Origin of the sequence: Bhargavaea ullalensis (assembly GCF_042432615.1) — a bacterium.
Classification (GTDB): Bacteria; Bacillota; Bacilli; order Bacillales_A; family Planococcaceae; genus Bhargavaea; species Bhargavaea ullalensis.
This window is the reverse complement of sequence record NZ_JBHLWY010000014.1, coordinates 44,977-61,946: the sequence shown is the minus strand read 5'-3', so window position 1 is coordinate 61,946 and position 16,970 is coordinate 44,977. Positions and strand designations below refer to the sequence as shown.

Here is a 16,970-nt window from a genome sequence, read left to right as displayed (position 1 = left end):
AACTGACGCCCTTCCGGAACCGGAAGGGCGTTTTGGAGATGATGCGTAATGAAATGGCTGTTTATCCTGTTTATCGTCGTGCCGACGTCCGAGCTGGCGGTTCTTCTTTATGCGGGAAGCAAAATCGGCGTGCTGCCGACCATCGGCATCATCCTGCTGACGGCCGCGCTCGGTGCCTGGCTTGCGAAAAGCCAGGGCCTGATGGCGTGGAGGGAACTGCAGCGCAGAACGGCCGCCGGTGAACCGCCGGGAGACGCCGTTCTGGACGGCCTGTTCATTTTCCTCGGCGGCATTCTTCTGCTCATCCCCGGCCTGATCACGGATGTTCTCGGCCTGCTGTTTTTGTTGCCGCCGACCCGCCGTGCATTCAAGCCGTTGCTCTACAGGCAGCTACGCAAGCGGATGAGCGGCGGCACGATCATTATCCGCCGCTGAATGCGGGCAGCCGGCGGATCCTTGCTGCGGCGAACAACAGCACCGGACTGAGCAGGATTCCGGGGAGGCCAAAGATGAGAATCGAGGCAGCTGCGATAAAGAAGGCGTGCGCAGGCCTCAGTTGCAGCGTCGACGCCCACAGATGCGTTTCCGCAATCTGGCGTGTCAGCAGGACGAATGCATATAGGATGGTGATGGCCGTGCATAGCAGCATATTGCCGGCCGCCAGCTGATAGGCCGCCATCGGGATCAGGAACACGCCGATTCCAAGGAACGGCAGGCTGTCCGCAAGGGCGATAAGGAAGGCTTTGCCGACGGCTGCGGGGAACCCGAGCACGGTTAGGCCCGCAGCCAGGATCAGGAAAGTGAGAAACGAAAGCCTCAGTTCAACCGACAGGAATGTTCCGAAGAGGGCGCCGCCCTCTTGGAACATTTTTTTTGCCTTCTCCCTCGACCTCTTCGGGAGGAGAGAAGTGAACCAGAGCCGGTCCCTGGATGATTCATAAAGTGCAAAGTAAAAGGCGACAAGGAAAATGAAAAATGAGAACAGCCGGCTGAATATCGTCTGGATGAGGCCTGCGGAAGAAGCGAGGAGCCGCTCTCCGGCTGCGGCGATGGCCGCGTCGGCATACAGGACCAGCTCATCCGCCACCGGGTGGCGGAGGTCCAGTGCGGAGAAGGCGGTGCGGATTTCAGGAATGACGCCGATTGTCTCGCGTACGGCAAACAAGATGACCGAGGCGGCTGCGGCGATGAGAAACAGCTCGGTCAGCAAAGCGCCGGCAAACGGCGGAAGTCCGGCACGTCCGTTCAGCCAGCGGACGGCCGGGGCTGCAAGATAACCCGAAACCACCGCCAGTGACAGGGCGGGGACCAGCAAAGAGAGCACGGCCGCCAGCACGAGCGGCAGCCAGATTTTCAATGATTCCATAAAAGGGCCGGTCGTCCGGTTCATGCGGATTCCTCGCTTTCGGCCGTCTTTTTGAGCCCAAACAGGCCGGCGTTCAACTGTTTGAGCCTGCAAATGAAATAATTCGGGCGTTTTCATTCACAAAAATGTTATAAATGATTATAATGGGCTTGTAAGCGGTTTAAAGATATGTTCATAGACGCAGAATGCCCTTGCTTTGCTTTTAAGAGGCGGGATGGGCAAAACGCACAAGGAAAGGGAGATCGATATGACGTCTACACGTGGACTGGAAGGAATCGTGGCAACACAATCCTCCATCAGCTCGATTATCGACGATACTCTTACATACGTCGGTTACAACATCGATGACCTTGCAGAGAATGCAAGCTTTGAAGAGGTCGTCTACCTGCTCTGGCACCAGCGTCTTCCGAAAGAGGACGAGCTATCCGAGCTGAAACAGCAGCTTGCGACAGCAATGGAAGTGCCTCAGGAGGTGTATGACCACTTCCGGACATACCCGATCAAAGAAGTTCACCCGATGGCCGCACTCCGCACGGCAGTCTCGCTTCTCGGATTGTATGACAAAGAGGCCGAAGACATGTCCGACGAGGCCAACAACCGGAAGGCGATCAACCTTCAGGCGAAAATCGCCACGATCGTGACCGCATTCGCGCGCATCCGCAATGGCCAGGAACCGGTCCGTCCGAAGCAGGGCCTCAGCTACGCGGCGAACTTCCTCTATATGCTCAAAGGCGAAGAGCCGGAAGCGATCGAGGAAGAAGCCTTCAACAAGGCGCTCGTCCTTCACGCCGACCATGAGCTGAATGCATCGACATTCACTGCCCGGGTTTGTGTGGCGACGCTGTCCGACATGTACTCCGGCGTGACGGCTGCAATCGGCGCGCTCAAAGGCCCTCTCCACGGCGGCGCCAACGAGCAGGTCATGAAGATGCTGACTGAAATCGGCACGCCTGACAATGTCGAGCCGTACATCCAGAACAAACTCGACAACAAGGAAAAGATCATGGGCTTCGGCCACCGCGTGTACCGCAAAGGCGACCCGCGTGCCAAGCATCTTCGCGAAATGTCCGAGAAGCTCACGAAGCTGCGCGGCGAGGAAGACCTCTATACGATGTCGACAAAGATCGAAGAACTCGTCACCGGCCAGAAAAATCTGCCGCCGAACGTCGACTTCTACTCGGCATCCGTCTACCACGCACTCGGCATCGAGCATGATCTGTTCACGCCGATCTTCGCGGTATCCCGAATTTCCGGCTGGATCGCCCACATCCTTGAACAGTATGCCAACAACCGTCTGATCCGCCCTCGTGCGGAGTACACGGGCCCGGGCATGCAGACATATGTGCCGATCAGCGAACGCTAATCTGGTATAATCCGAGGGGACGGTCCCGGCCGTCCCCTCATTGTGAGCAGATATCATCTTCAGGAGGAATCGTATACAATGACAAACGGCGAAAAAATTACCGTATCAAACGGCAAACTGAATGTTCCTGATGCACCGGTCATCCCATTCATCATCGGTGACGGCACAGGCCCTGATATTTGGCATGCAGCTTCCCGCGTCCTCGAAGCAGCAGTCGAGAAAGCTTATGACGGCAAGAAGCAGCTCGTCTGGAAAGAAGTGCTTGCAGGCGAAAAGGCCTTCAATGAAACAGGCAACTGGCTTCCCGACGAAACGCTCAAAACGATTGATGAGTACCTGATCGCGATCAAAGGACCGCTCACGACTCCGATCGGCGGCGGCTTCCGCTCCCTGAACGTGGCCCTCCGCCAGGAACTCGATCTGTTCGCATGCGTCCGTCCGGTGCGCTACTTCGATGGGGTTCCTTCCCCTGTGAAACACCCTGAGCATACGAACATGGTCATCTTCCGCGAAAACACGGAAGACATCTACGCGGGCATCGAGTACAAGGAAGGCACGGAAGAAGCGAAGAAAGTCATCTCCTTCCTCCAAAATGAAATGGGCGTCAAAAACATCCGTTTCCCTGAAACGTCCGGCATCGGCATCAAGCCGATCTCCGAAGAAGGCACAAAGCGCCTTGTCCGCTCTGCGATTGAGTATGCAATCGCCGAAGGCCGCAAGTCGGTCACGCTCGTCCATAAAGGCAACATCATGAAGTTCACGGAAGGCGCGTTCAAAAACTGGGGCTATGAAGTGGCCGAGCAGGAATTCGGCGACAAGGTCTTCACATGGAACGAGTACGACCGGATCAAGGATGCGGACGGCATGGACGCAGCCAACAAGGCGCAATCCGATGCAGAAGCTGCCGGCAAGATCATCATCAAAGATGCCATCGCCGACATCTTCCTTCAGCAGATCCTGACGCGTCCGAAAGAATTCGACGTCGTCGCAACGATGAACCTGAACGGTGACTACATCTCCGACGCGCTTGCTGCGCAAGTCGGCGGAATCGGCATTGCACCGGGTGCGAACATCAACTACATCACCGGCCATGCCATCTTCGAGGCGACTCACGGCACGGCACCGAAGTACGCGGGACTTGACAAAGTCAACCCGTCCTCGGTTCTTCTGTCGGGCGTCATGATGCTTGAACACCTCGGATGGAAAGAGGCGGCCGACCGCATCACGGCTTCCCTGGAGAAGACGATTGAATCCAAAGTCGTCACTTACGATTTTGCCCGCCTGATGGACGGCGCAACAGAAGTGAAGACGTCCGAGTTTGCAGACGAGCTCATCAAGAATCTTTAATTGAATTTTGGGTATAGAAAGAAGAGGGGGCCATGCTCCCTCTTGTTTTTGTATGCAGAAAAAAGCAACAGCCGCCGGACGAAAGGCAATCACGGCAATCACAACTGAAGGAGTGTTTTCGATGGCAATGAAACGCAAGAAGATCTCTGTGATCGGATCGGGGTTCACGGGGGCGACGACGGCATTTCTGCTTGCGCAGAAAGAACTGGGCGATGTGGTTCTCGTTGATATTCCGAGCATGGACAACCCGACAAAGGGGAAGGCGCTTGACATGGCGGAAGCCGCGCCCGTGCAAGGATTCGATGCATCCATCACCGGAACTTCCGACTATGCGGAGACGAAGGACTCCGACCTGGTCATCATCACCGCCGGCATGGCCAGAAAACCAGGCATGAGCCGCGACGATCTCGTGCAGACAAACCAGAAGATCATAAAGGCTGTGACCGCCGATATTGTGAAGCACTCGCCAGACACGATTCTTTTGATCCTGACCAATCCGGTCGATGCGATGACTTACACGGCGTTCAAAGAAAGCGGGTTCCCGAAAGAGCGGGTCATCGGACAGTCCGGCGTGCTCGACACCGCCCGGTTCAGGACGTTCGTGGCACAGGAGTTGAATCTGTCGGTGAAGGACGTCACCGGTTTTGTGCTCGGCGGCCATGGGGATGACATGGTGCCGCTCGTCAGGTATTCCTATGCAGGCGGCATTCCGCTTGAAAATCTGATTTCATCCGAGCGGCTGGATCAGATCGTAGAGCGTACGCGCAAAGGCGGTGCCGAAATCGTCAACCTCCTCGGCAGCGGATCGGCTTATTATGCACCGGCCGCTTCGCTCGCCGAAATGGCAGAAGCGATTTTAAAAGACCAGAAGCGGGTACTCCCGTCGATCGCTTTCCTTGAAGGGGAATACGGGATGGACGGCCTCTACCTCGGCGTCCCGACCGTCTTGGGCGCCGGCGGCATCGAAAAGATCATTGAACTGGAACTGACACCAGGTGAAAAGGAGGAACTCGAGAAATCCGCGGATTCCGTCCGGAAAGTGATGGCCGTGCTCAAGTGAAGGGGAGGTCCCCGTTCCGTTTGACGGAGCGGGGGCTTTTTTCATGCCTCTTTCCGTTTCCCGGATATGCCCGTGTTCTTTCCCTGCTTCCTCAAGAAGACGGATTAAAGAGGGAGGCTTTTGGGCGTGCATGATATAATGAGAACATTAAGGGAAAAGGGGAGATCTCAGTGATATTCAACCGACGGCGAGTGAATGTCAGGCCGATCAGTGAGCTTGAAGAAGGCGAGTCGCTTAAAATTGTCGAAAAGATCGAAGACCGGGACCTGCTGCTGTATCTGGGTCTCACCAATGACAGCAATCCGCTTTACATCCAACATGACTTCGCCCGTGCCGCCGGATATGATGAGCCGGTTGTACCGGCGGTCATGTTGACGGGCATCGTCTTTTCCTCCATATCCAAGCATCTGCCCGGCCCGGGGGCTAGGATCACCGAGCAGTCGATCCGGTTTCCGGAAGCTGCCCGCCACGGGTCGACACTGACATTCCGCCTGGAGATCCTGTCGGTCCGGCAGGAAGCCGGCATCCTGCAGATCCGTGTTGAAGGGGAAGATGAAGACGGGCGTTCCGTGATGGCAGGCGAGGTCAAAGTGGCGATTTCGTCCTCGCTCGAGGGAGAGACCGAGATCCCGGCACTGGGGGAGTCCTGAATGACGGCTGCGAAAAAGATTCTGGTCGTCGACGACGAGCAGCCGATCCGGACCCTTCTCGAGTACAATCTGAAACAGGCCGGATTTGAAGTCATCCCCGCGGCGGACGGCCGGGAAGCGCTGGACAAGGCGGTGTCCGGGCAGCCGGATCTGATCATCCTCGACCTCATGCTTCCGAAGATGGACGGCATGGACGTCTGCAGGACGCTGCGGCAGCAACGGGTCGAAACGCCGATCATCATGCTCACCGCCAAATCGGACGAACTCGAAAAAGTGCTGGGACTTGAGCTCGGTGCAGACGACTACATGACCAAGCCGTTCAGCCCGAGGGAAGTGGTGGCGAGGGTCAAAGCGGTTCTCAGGCGGAGCGGCCGTCAGCAGGCACTCCCTGATGCAGAGCAGGAAATCATCCTGACGGCGGGGGGGCTGACTGTTTATCCAGACCGGTTCGAGGCATATAAATCGGGCAGGGAACTTGAATTCACGCCCAAGGAATTCGAACTGCTCGTCCACCTGATCACCAACCGGAACCGTGTGCTGTCACGCGACCAGCTGCTCAGCGCAGTCTGGAACTACGACTTTGCGGGAGACACGCGCATCGTCGACGTACATATCAGCCACCTCCGCGACAAAATCGAGGAAAACACGAAAAAACCCGCCTTCATCAAGACGATCAGGGGAACCGGCTACAAGTTTGAGGGTCCCCCCGACGCATGAAACCGCTCAGAAAAAAGCTGTTTGTCTCTTTCCTGCTCATCATGGGGCTGACGCTAGCCGGCGTGCTGTTCGTCCTGGCCCAGCTCCTGCCGGTTTACCTGGACCATGAGGACGACCGGGCGGCGGAAGATCTGACGGAGCTGCTCGTCGACAAGGGCATCGTCCTGAACAAGGAGGAACAGGCCGAACTGAAAGAGCGGCTCTCCGGTGTTTCTCCCGAAACCGGGAACCGGCAGCCGCCGGTCGGTTTTTTGTCGATGCTGGCGGTGACATTCGCAGCAGCCTTCCTCGTGGCGGCGATGCTTTATTTCCGGATGACCGACCGTTATGTGCATCCCATTGACCTCGTGACCGATACGGCGCTTGAGCTGGCGAAAGGCAATTACCGGGCGCGTGCGGAATGGGGATCACCCGGCATGCAGGTCGGGCTCATTTCCGCCGTCAATGCGCTGGCGAGGAACCTGCAAGACATGGAGTCCATGAGGGAAACAGAATCCGAACGGCTTGAAACACTGATCGGCCACATGGGCAGCGGCCTCATCATGATCGGGCGGAGTTCCGAGATCGCCATGGCCAATTCATTTTTCCTCGACCAATTCGGCCTGAAAGAAGGAGACCTGGTCGGCAGGAGCTATAAAGCGGTACAACTCCCTTCTGCGCTCGTCGGACTCATCGACGCGGTGCAGACCGAAGAAAAACCGAGGACGGAGCAGATGGACGTCGAACAAGGAGGCGGAATCGTCACGATGGCCGTATATGCGGCGCCGGTGATCAGCAGCCATGGCGGCTGGCTCGGCATCGTGGTCGTCATGCATGACATCACTGAGCTCATCCGGTTGGAGCGGGTCAGGAAGGACTTCGTCGCGAATGTGTCGCATGAGCTCAGGACGCCGGTCACATCAATCAAGGGGTTTTCGGAGACGCTGCTGGACGGCGCCGTACACGATCCAAAAACCGCCGTGCAATTCCTCGAGATCATTCACCGGGAAAGCGGCCGGCTTGAAGCGCTGATTGAAGACCTGCTCGATCTGTCGCGGATCGAAAAGGAAGGCTTCAGGCTGGAGCTGACGGATGTGAACGTCCACGGCGTCCTTCAGCAGGCCGTGCGGATCGTCTCCGGCAGGATGAAAGAGCGCGGGATGCAGCTTTTCCTGCATTGCCCGGAGAATCTGGAGGTGAAGGCCGACGAAAACCGGCTCGTCCAGATTTTCGTCAATCTCGTGGTCAACGCGGTCGCCTATTCAAAGCCGGATACGGATATCCGGATCACCGCGGAGGCGTCCGGCGGCATGGCCCGAATCTCGGTCGAAGACCACGGGATCGGGATCCCGGAACAGGAATTGTCCAGGCTTTTCGAACGCTTTTACCGGGTGGACCGTGCCAGGAGCCGGGATTCCGGTGGTACTGGCCTCGGGCTGGCCATCGTCAAACACCTTGTCGATCTGCACGGCGGCACGATCGGCGTGGAAAGCAGGCTCGGGGAAGGATCGGTCTTCACCGTCCGCATCCCGCTTGTCCGGCCGATGGAATAGGTTGGCCGACAGATCGGACGCTGCCGACAACAAGACGAGACCGCACCCGGCAAACGGGTCGGGTCTCGTCTTTTTCTTTGCCTCCCGGTTCCGCTTTCAGGGCCGCTGTTAAAATAAACGAAACCCCGGAGGCATGAGTTCCGTACATAGAGACATACATAGAAACCTAGAAGGAGGGGCATTTATGAGCGCGAAGCGCATTTTGACCATTGCCGGGATGGCGGTGGCCGCCGTCGTGGTGCTCGTCGTCCTGTTCACCACCTGGTACACCGTAGATGAGGGAGAGCAGGCCGTGATCATCACTTTTGGAAAGGCCGATGAGACAGTGACCGATTCCGGCTTGAAGTTTAAACTCCCGTGGCCGGTCCAGTCTGTTGAAAAACTGTCCAAAGAGACGTATAGTACATCGTTCGGCTACAACCAAGACGAATCAGGAGAACTGATCTCCTATGACAAAGAAACCAAAATGATTACAGGAGACGAATATATCGTCATTGCCGACCTTGTCGTACAATGGAAGATCACGGAGCCGGTGAAGTACTTGTTCAATTCGGAGAACCCGCGTGAGCTGCTGCACGACGCGACCGCAGCGTCCATCCGCTCGATCATCGGCTCTTCCCCGATCGACGACGCACTGACCGACGGCAAGGCGGAGATCGAGGCGGACACGAGGGATCTGCTTGCCGATCTTGTCGAACGCTATGACATCGGCATCGCCGTGCAGGGTGTGAAGCTCCAGGACGTCGAGCTTCCGAATGCCGAAGTACGGGACGCCTTCACAGCCGTCACCGACGCACGCGAAACGAAGAGCACGAAAATCAACCAGGCCCGAAAATACGAAAACCAGAAAAAGAACGAAGCGGCGGGTGAGCGGGATGCGGTTCTGTCCCGAGCGCAAGGGGATAAGACGGCGCGCATCGAACAGGCAAGCGGGGACGTGGCAGTGTTCGACAAGCTGTACGCCGAATACAGCAACAACAAGGAAATCACCCGCGAACGGCTCATTCTCGAGACGCTCGAGCAGGTGCTGCCTGGTGCCAACCTTTACATCATGAATGACGACGGCGGCACGATGAAATACTTGCCGTTGATCCCGGGGACCCAGCCGCCCCAGGCACCGGCACAAGAAGACACGGAGAAGAAGGAAGGAGGGGAAGGAAATGGCCAATAACGATAATCCGTTCAAGAGCATCGAAGAGAAGTTCCTGGAACGACAGCGGGAACAGGAGAAAAAAAGAAAAGAAGGGCAAACGCGAAAGCGTTTCGGAGGCAAAAAGCCGGTCACGCCAAAAGAGCCGAAGAAGCCGATGAATCCTGAGGACCTTAAGAAATACATCAAGCCGGCCATCGGTCTGACGGTCATCTTCGCCCTTCTCCTCATCCTTCTGGCCAACGTGTACGTGGTCAAGGAAAACGAATACCGGGTTGTCCGCCAGTTCGGGGAAGTCGTCAAAATCGTCAATGAGCCCGGTGTCCGGTTCAAGGTGCCGTTCATCCAGAGCGTGTCCGCGCTGCCTAAAAACCAGATGGCGTACAACGTTTCGGAAGCCGAGATCACGACCAAGGACAAAAAGAGGATGATTATCGACAATTATGCGATCTGGCGCATCACCGATCCGAAAAAGATGATCAACAACGCACGGAACATCGTGAACGCCGAGTCCCGGATGGAAGAGTATATTTACTCGGTCGTCCGTTCCGAATTCGGCCGCCTCGACTATGCCGACATCGTCAACGACAAGGATTCCTCGCGCGGCAACCTGAACGACACCGTCACCGAGCGTGTCAATGAATTGCTGGAATCCGGCAACTTCGGAATTGCCGTTACCGATGTCCGGATGAAACGGATCGACCTGCCGCCGGAAAACGAGCAGTCGATCTACACCCGGATGATCTCCGAGCGCGAATCCACCGCACAGACCTACCTTTCGGAAGGGGACGCCGAGAAGCGGAGGATTGAAGCCGAAACCGACCGCGAAGTGCAGGAGCTTTTGGCGAAAGTCAAAAAAGACGCCGAAGTGATCCGGGCGGAAGGAGAGGCGGAAGCGGCCAAGATCTACAACGGATCATTTTCAAAGGATCCTGAGTTTTATGAGCTGTATCGTACGCTCGAATCGTACAAAAAGACGATCGGGGATGAGACGATGATCATCCTGCCGTCCGATTCGCCGTACGCCCGCCTCTTGTCGGGATATCTCGACTGAGCAAAGAAGGCCGTCGCGGCTTTCACCGATCTGCCCCTGTGGTAAGATGGTGAGAGACGACGGCTTTATTTTATGGAAGAAAATCAAATCAGGGCAAGAGGATGCACCCGTCCGCAAAACGGGTGGGCAGCGTCCTTTTCCCGGTGACGGGGGTTGACCGATATGACGAAACGGAAAGTGCTGCTTCTCGACGGAAACAGCCTGGCGTACCGCGCCTTTTTCGCGCTTCCGCTGCTGACGAACGACCAGGGAGTCCATACTAACGCCGTATACGGGTTCGCCATGATGCTACAGAAAATTCTTGAGGAGGAAAAACCGACTCATATGCTCGTTGCCTGGGATGCCGGGAAGACGACGTTCCGTCATGAAACTTTCAAGGAATACAAAGGGGGCCGCCAAAAAACGCCGCCCGAACTGTCCGAACAGTTCCCGTATTTGCGGAAAATGCTGGATGCCTACCAGATCAGGCAGTATGAGCTCGAGTCCTACGAAGCGGATGACATCATCGGCACGCTGAGCCGTGAGGCCGGCAAAGACGGAGCCGAGACGGTCGTCATTTCCGGGGACAAAGACCTCACTCAGCTGGCTTCCGGCGACGTGACCGTCTTCATCACCCGAAAAGGGATCACGGACATCGAACGGTACACACCGGAACATGTGATGGAAAAGTACGGCCTGTCGCCAGAGCAGATCATCGATATGAAAGGCCTGATGGGCGACAGCTCAGACAATATTCCGGGCGTTCCGGGCGTCGGAGAAAAGACGGCGATCAAACTGCTGAAACAATTCGGCACCGTCGAAGGCGTCTATGAAGGCCTCGATCAAGTAAGCGGCAAAAAGCTCAAAGAAAAGCTCGAAGAAAATGAAGAGCTTGCAAAGATGAGCAAACAGCTCGCCACGATCAATACCGCATCTCCTGTCGAAGTGAAGATCGATGACCTGTCATACGGCGGTCCGGACAAAGATGAAATCGTGAAGATTTTTCAAGAGCTTAACTTCAAAACCTTGCTTGAAAAAGTGGATGCACCGGTTGCAGCAACCGAACCGCTGGAGGACTTCGAGTGCCCGGTGGTGAGTGCGGCACCGGTATCGCTCTTGACCGACGGGGTGGCGATCCACCTGGAGCTGGCCGGCGAGCAGTACCACACTGCGGAGATTCTTGGCCTGGCCCTGTCTGACGGGGAAGAGACGGTGTTTATTCCCGCGGGGGATGTGAAGGCGGATGAAAGGCTGTGCAGTTGGCTGAGCGATGAGTCGAATGCCAAGTGGTGCACCGATTCAAAGGCGGCGCTTGCCGCGCTGACGAGACTTGGAGTGGAGGCGGAAGGCATCGGATTCGACCTGCTGCTCGCCGCCTATATCGCCAATCCATCCGTTTCCCTGACCGACACGGCCTCCATCGCACGGGAGTTCGGCTGGACCGGAATCCCGACTGATGAATCCGTCTACGGGAAGGGCGCGCGCAAGGCGATTCCGGATGAAACGGCCGTCGCCGCCCACGCCGGCAGAAAGGCATTTGCCGTTTCCAAGCTGCGGGCAGTTGCCGAAGACAAGCTGAAGGCAAATGAGCAGGACGGGCTCTACCGGGAACTGGAGCTTCCGCTTGCCTCGATCCTCGGAAAGATGGAAGCGATCGGCGTCAAGGCAGACCGCGACACGCTTTTGGGAATCGGCGAAGACCTGTCCGGCAAGCTGGAGGCGATCGAGCGGGAGATCCATGAGATCGCCGGCGAAACATTTAATATCAACTCCACCAAGCAGCTCGGTTCCGTGCTGTTTGAGAAGCTGGGCCTTCCGGCGGTCAAAAAGACGAAAACCGGCTATTCCACCGCGGCGGACGTGCTTGAAAAGCTGGAGGGCCGCCATGAGATCATCCGGCATATCCTCGACTACCGTCAGCTCGGCAAGCTGAACTCGACCTATATCGAAGGCCTTCTGAAAGAGATTCATCCAGACGGCAAGATCCATACGTATTATCAGCAGGCACTCACCCAGACGGGCCGGCTCAGTTCCACGAATCCGAATCTGCAGAATATCCCTGTCCGGATCGAGGAAGGGCGCAAGATCCGCAAGGCGTTCGTCCCTTCGGAGCCCGGCTGGATGATGTTCGCTGCCGACTACTCACAGATCGAACTGCGCGTGCTGGCCCATATGTCGGGTGACGAACGGCTTATCGAGGCATTCCGCGAGGGGGCGGACATCCACACAAGAACGGCGAGCGACGTTTTCCATGTTGCGCCGGATGAAGTGACATCGGACATGAGGCGTGCCGCGAAGGCGGTCAACTTCGGCATCGTCTACGGCATCAGCGACTACGGGCTTTCTCAGAGCCTGAATATCTCGAGGAAGGAAGCCGGCGAATTCATCGACCGCTACCTCGCGAGCTTCCCGGGTGTCAAGGCCTATATGGACAACGGTGTGGCCGAAGCGCGCAAGACCGGGTACGTCACGACGATGCTCAACCGACGCCGGTATCTCCCGGACATCACGAGCTCGAACTTCAACCTCCGGAGCTTCGCGGAGCGGACGGCGATGAACACCCCGATCCAGGGCACTGCGGCCGACATCATCAAAAAGGCGATGATCATGATGGACGATCGGCTTGAGAAGGAAAACCTGCAGGCCCGCATGCTGCTCCAGGTGCACGACGAACTGATCTTCGAGTGTCCGGAAGAAGAAATCGCCGTCCTCGAGAAAGTGGTGCCGGAGGTCATGGAATCCGCACTGGAGCTGAACGTGCCGCTCAAAGTGGAATCTGCCTCGGGGCCGACCTGGTACGATACGAAATAATAGAGAAAGAAGATGAAGCAGGATGCCGGAACTGCCGGAAGTGGAGGGCGTCGTGCGGTCACTCGGCCCGGCGGCAGCCGGTCGGACTGTCCGTGACGCCGTCATTTCGGAAACAATCGTGCGGTCAAAAGCCGAGTCGAAGGAAGCCATACTCAAAAACATTTCGCCCGAAGAATTCGTTTTTCGGATGCGGGGGATGCAGGTTCTCCGCGTCACCAGGCGAAGCAAATATATATATTTCCATCTTGAAAAAAACGGAGAATCGTTTTTGCTCGTCAGCCACCTTGGCATGTCGGGTGCCTGGTTCGCAGTCGGGAGCCTTGATGAAGTGACAGAAGGAAAATTCCGCCGTCATATTCATGTCATCTTCGAAATGGAAGACGGGGGACTGCTCGTCTACGCGGATATCCGGCGCTTCGGAGAACTTCGGCTGATCGGGGAGGAATCCGATCACCCGCCGCTGCTCGCCATGGCACCGGAGCCGTTCGATGAAGAGGCGGAAGGGCATTTTCTGGAGCTGAGCGCCTCCCGGAAATACAGGGACAAGCCGATCAAGGAAACGATCATGGACGGCCATGTGATCTCAGGGTGCGGCAACATCTATGCAACCGAAGCCCTGTTCCGCATGGGAATCCACCCGGCCAGGAAAACCGGACGGATTTCCATGGAGCGGCGTGCCAAACTGTTTCGCTCGATCGTGGAGATCCTGCGTGAAGCGGTGGAGGCGGGGGGCAGTTCGATCTCCGACTACCGCAACATCAACGGGCAAGCCGGTTCCATGCAGGACAGACTCCGGATGTACGGAAAAAAGCACTGCCCTGACTGCGGCAGCGAGACAAAACGCCGGACGATCGGCGGGCGGACGTCTGTTTATTGCCCGAAATGCCAGCATTGATTGGAGGACTGAGTATGATCATCGGATTGACGGGAAGCATCGCAAGCGGAAAGAGTACCGTATCGCACATGCTGGCGGAACGGAACTACCCGGTCGTAGACGCAGACCTGGTGGCCCGGGTTGTTGTGGAACCCGGGCAGCCGGCGCTTGAGGAAATACGCAGGGCGTTCGGGGACCGGGTCATCACGCAAGACGGGACGATGGACCGGCGGCTCGTCGGCGAACTGATCTTCAATGACCCTGCAGAACGGAAAAGACTCAATGACATCATTCATCCTGCAATCCGCAAAGAGATGCTCAAGCAGCGAGATGAGTTTCTGGCGGATGGCTGGAACACGGTCATCATGGATATTCCGCTGCTGTTTGAAAGCCGTCTCCAGCATTTGGTCGATAAAATACTCGTTGTCTCCGTCACTGAAGACACTCAACTCCTCAGACTGATGGAGCGCAACGGATTCACCGAGCAGGAGGCGAGGGCAAGGATCGCTTCGCAGCTCCCGGTTTCCGAAAAGGAAAAGGGGGCGGACGCGGTCATTTACAACAACGGAACGCTTGCGGAGACCGCCAGGCAGCTTGACCAAATCCTGGAAGGCTGGCGGGCAATACCCTGAGCGCCGGATTTCTGAATTGCGGAACTTCCGGGCGTTGTCCGTTTGGAGACGCACTTTCTGTAAAATGTGCTATACTAATTGAGGATAAAAGAAAATGAGTATAACACAGTTAATGGGAGGATCATCATGACAACTTCAATTGCGATCAACGGATTCGGCCGCATCGGCCGCATGGTGTTCCGCCAGGCCATCCTGGAGGACGATCTGAATATCGTGGCGGTGAATGCAAGCTATCCGTCTGAGACGCTTGCACACCTATTGAAATATGATACGACGCACGGAAGATTCGAAGGAACCGTGCTGACCGAAGAGGATGCACTCATCGTCAACGGCAAGCGTGTCCAGCTGATCTCAGAGCGCGACCCTGCAAAGCTTCCCTGGGAGGAACTCGGCGTCGATATCGTGATTGAAGCAACCGGAAAGTTCAACGAGCGCGACAAGGCTGCCCTCCATCTGCAGTCGGGCGCCAAAAAAGTCATCTTGACTGCACCGGGCAAGAATGAGGATGTCACCATCGTGATGGGCGTCAATGACGACAAGCTTGATCTCGACAAGCATGATGTCATCTCGAATGCCAGCTGCACGACGAACTGCCTCGCGCCGGTCGCAAAAGTGCTGAATGATGAGTTCGGTATCGAAAGCGGCCTCATGACGACGATCCATGCGTATACGAATGACCAGAACAACATCGACAACCCGCACAAAGATCTGCGCCGTGCGCGTGCATGCGCAGAGTCGATCATCCCGACGACGACCGGCGCCGCGAAGGCCCTTTCCCTCGTATTGCCGGAACTTGAGGGCAAGCTGCACGGAATGGCGCTCCGCGTGCCGACGCCGAACGTCTCCCTCGTCGACCTTGTCGTCGACCTGAAGACGGACGTCACGCCGGAAATCGTCAATGACGCCTTTATCCGGGCATCGGAAGGCCCGATGGATGGGATCCTTGCCTACACGACGGAGCCCCTCGTCTCGACGGACTTCAACACGGATGCACATTCTGCAACGGTCGACGGCCTGACCACCATGGTCATGGGCGACCGCAAGGTGAAGGTCCTCGCCTGGTATGACAACGAATGGGGCTACTCTGCCCGCGTCGTCGACCTGACGAAAAAAGTCGCCACCGAACTCGGAGCGAAAGTGAACGCATAATCATATTTGAATACCGCGGAAGAAGGGGAAAAACAAGCTGTTTTTCCCCTTCTTCTCTTTAATCTTCGGAATGTCGTCCCGGCGGCAGCCGGGAGAGTAAAGAATATTAGATTAGAGGTTGCGCCGGAAGCCGCATCGTCATATAATAATTCCGACCAATGTGTCGCTGGGCCGCTTAAAGGGTTAGGACCTCTAGGACTAACTTTCCCCCGTGGTGTCCCGTTTGCCGGAACTCCGGCATTCATTTTGTATGAAGGGGGGACGAACCATGGAAACGATGGGTCGTCATGTAATTGCAGAACTTTGGGAATGTGATTTTGACAAGCTCAACGACATGCCGTTCATCGAGCAGACATTCGTCGATGCGGCACTCCGTTCGGGAGCCGAGGTGCGGGAAGTGGCATTTCACAAATTTGCACCTCAAGGCGTCAGCGGCGTCGTCATCATCTCGGAATCGCACCTGACCATCCACAGCTTTCCGGAACACGGCTATGCGAGCATCGATGTGTACACATGCGGTGATCTGGATCCGACGATTGCGGCGAAGTATATCGCGGAAGCACTTGGGGCGAAAAGCCGGCAGATGGTTGAGCTGCCGAGGGGCATGGGCCCGGTGGCAACGCCTCAACCGGCCGCCGGACTGGCCTGAACCATTCAAATAAATGATGAAACTGAATTTGGCAGGGGTCTCCGGGCTCCTGCTTTTTTGATTGTCCGCCCGCAGGACCGCCTTTTCGGAACGCGGGCGGGCAGAACCCGTTTCGGCGGCGGCGGATGTCTGTTATAATGGAGTCATCATAATCGGAAAGCAGGGATCACGATGAAGTGTCCGGCTTGTCAGCATAACGGGACCCGAGTCGTCGATTCCCGGCCAGTGGATGAAAGCAAGGCGATCCGGCGCCGCAGAGAGTGCGAAGCATGCGGCTACCGGTTCACCACATTTGAAAAAGTCGAGGAAATGCCGCTCATCGTCGTGAAGAAAGACGGCTCCCGCGAGGAATTCAGCCGGGAAAAAGTACTGCGCGGACTCATCCGTGCCTGCGAGAAACGTCCGGTGCCGCTTGATGTCCTTGAGGGGATCGTCTTTTCGATCGAGAAGGAACTTCGCCGGCAAGGCAATGCAGAGGTGAAGTCGGAAGGCGTCGGAGAAATGGTGATGGAGCGGCTGGCGGAGATCGACGATGTCGCCTATGTCCGGTTCGCCTCCGTCTACCGCCAATTCAAGGACATCAATGTATTTATCGAAGAACTGAAGGATCTCCTGAAAAAGGAGGATGAACTCTGAA

16 protein-coding genes are annotated in these 16,970 nt (G+C 56.6%); 15 read left to right on the top strand and 1 reads right to left on the bottom strand.

Going from position 1 to position 16,970, the window contains the following annotated elements:
* The first annotated feature begins 48 nt into the window (after positions 1–48).
* Positions 49–435 carry an FxsA family protein gene (locus ACFFIY_RS03885; RefSeq protein ID WP_354197558.1) on the top strand — a complete coding sequence of 129 codons (387 nt, stop codon included), beginning with the start codon at positions 49–51 and terminating at the stop codon, positions 433–435.
* Here the strand turns inward: ACFFIY_RS03885 and ACFFIY_RS03880 are convergent.
* Positions 422–1,366, bottom strand: coding sequence for an AI-2E family transporter (locus ACFFIY_RS03880; protein WP_354197560.1), 945 nt, complete (start codon positions 1,364–1,366; stop codon positions 422–424). The two genes, ACFFIY_RS03885 and ACFFIY_RS03880, sit on opposite strands and share 14 nt — an antisense overlap.
* Before the next feature lie 247 nt (positions 1,367–1,613).
* Here ACFFIY_RS03880 and citZ point away from each other — a divergent pair, with 247 nt between their 5' ends.
* The 14 genes from citZ (at position 1,614) to nrdR (ending at position 16,969) form a co-directional block, all read left to right on the top strand.
* Positions 1,614–2,729 (top strand): citrate synthase, encoded by a 1,116-nt coding sequence (gene citZ / locus ACFFIY_RS03875; protein ID WP_354197562.1) that lies wholly within the window; start codon positions 1,614–1,616, stop codon positions 2,727–2,729.
* A 78-nt stretch (positions 2,730–2,807) separates the two neighbouring features.
* On the top strand, positions 2,808–4,076 hold the full coding sequence (gene icd / locus ACFFIY_RS03870) for an NADP-dependent isocitrate dehydrogenase (RefSeq protein ID WP_354197564.1): 1,269 nt from the start codon (positions 2,808–2,810) through the stop codon (positions 4,074–4,076).
* A gap of 121 nt (positions 4,077–4,197) precedes the next feature.
* The gene (mdh, locus tag ACFFIY_RS03865; protein WP_354197566.1) at positions 4,198–5,136 is read left to right on the top strand and encodes a malate dehydrogenase; all 939 of its coding nucleotides are present in this window, start codon (positions 4,198–4,200) and stop codon (positions 5,134–5,136) included.
* A 191-nt stretch (positions 5,137–5,327) separates the two neighbouring features.
* Positions 5,328–5,786 (top strand): MaoC family dehydratase, encoded by a 459-nt coding sequence (locus tag ACFFIY_RS03860; RefSeq protein WP_354197568.1) that lies wholly within the window; start codon positions 5,328–5,330, stop codon positions 5,784–5,786.
* Entirely contained in the window at positions 5,787–6,503 is a 717-nt protein-coding gene (locus ACFFIY_RS03855) for a response regulator transcription factor (protein WP_354197570.1), read from the top strand.
* On the top strand, positions 6,500–8,035 hold the full coding sequence (pnpS, locus tag ACFFIY_RS03850; RefSeq protein WP_354197572.1) for a two-component system histidine kinase PnpS: 1,536 nt from the start codon (positions 6,500–6,502) through the stop codon (positions 8,033–8,035). Before ACFFIY_RS03855 ends, pnpS begins: the two co-directional genes overlap by 4 nt.
* Positions 8,036–8,219: 184 nt before the next feature.
* The gene (gene hflK, locus ACFFIY_RS03845) at positions 8,220–9,206 is read left to right on the top strand and encodes an FtsH protease activity modulator HflK (RefSeq protein ID WP_354197574.1); all 987 of its coding nucleotides are present in this window, start codon (positions 8,220–8,222) and stop codon (positions 9,204–9,206) included.
* Positions 9,196–10,239: a protease modulator HflC gene (gene hflC / locus ACFFIY_RS03840; protein ID WP_354197576.1), complete on the top strand. Its 1,044-nt coding sequence runs from the start codon at positions 9,196–9,198 to the stop codon at positions 10,237–10,239. Before hflK ends, hflC begins: the two co-directional genes overlap by 11 nt.
* Before the next feature lie 162 nt (positions 10,240–10,401).
* Positions 10,402–13,029, top strand: coding sequence for a DNA polymerase I (polA, locus tag ACFFIY_RS03835; RefSeq protein ID WP_354197578.1), 2,628 nt, complete (start codon positions 10,402–10,404; stop codon positions 13,027–13,029).
* Between the two features lie 22 nt (positions 13,030–13,051).
* On the top strand, positions 13,052–13,924 hold the full coding sequence (mutM, locus tag ACFFIY_RS03830) for a bifunctional DNA-formamidopyrimidine glycosylase/DNA-(apurinic or apyrimidinic site) lyase (RefSeq protein WP_354197580.1): 873 nt from the start codon (positions 13,052–13,054) through the stop codon (positions 13,922–13,924).
* 14 nt (positions 13,925–13,938) lie between these two features.
* Complete coding sequence (gene coaE / locus ACFFIY_RS03825) at positions 13,939–14,535, top strand: dephospho-CoA kinase (RefSeq protein ID WP_354197582.1); 597 nt, start codon at positions 13,939–13,941, stop codon at positions 14,533–14,535.
* Positions 14,536–14,661: 126 nt separating this feature from the next.
* Complete coding sequence (locus ACFFIY_RS03820; RefSeq protein ID WP_354197584.1) at positions 14,662–15,684, top strand: glyceraldehyde-3-phosphate dehydrogenase; 1,023 nt, start codon at positions 14,662–14,664, stop codon at positions 15,682–15,684.
* Positions 15,685–15,952: 268 nt separating this feature from the next.
* The gene (gene speD / locus ACFFIY_RS03815) at positions 15,953–16,333 is read left to right on the top strand and encodes an adenosylmethionine decarboxylase (protein WP_354197586.1); all 381 of its coding nucleotides are present in this window, start codon (positions 15,953–15,955) and stop codon (positions 16,331–16,333) included.
* A 171-nt stretch (positions 16,334–16,504) separates the two neighbouring features.
* A complete protein-coding gene (gene nrdR / locus ACFFIY_RS03810) occupies positions 16,505–16,969 on the top strand; it encodes a transcriptional regulator NrdR (RefSeq protein WP_354197588.1) in 465 nt (154 codons plus the stop codon).
* Position 16,970 lies beyond the last annotated feature (1 nt).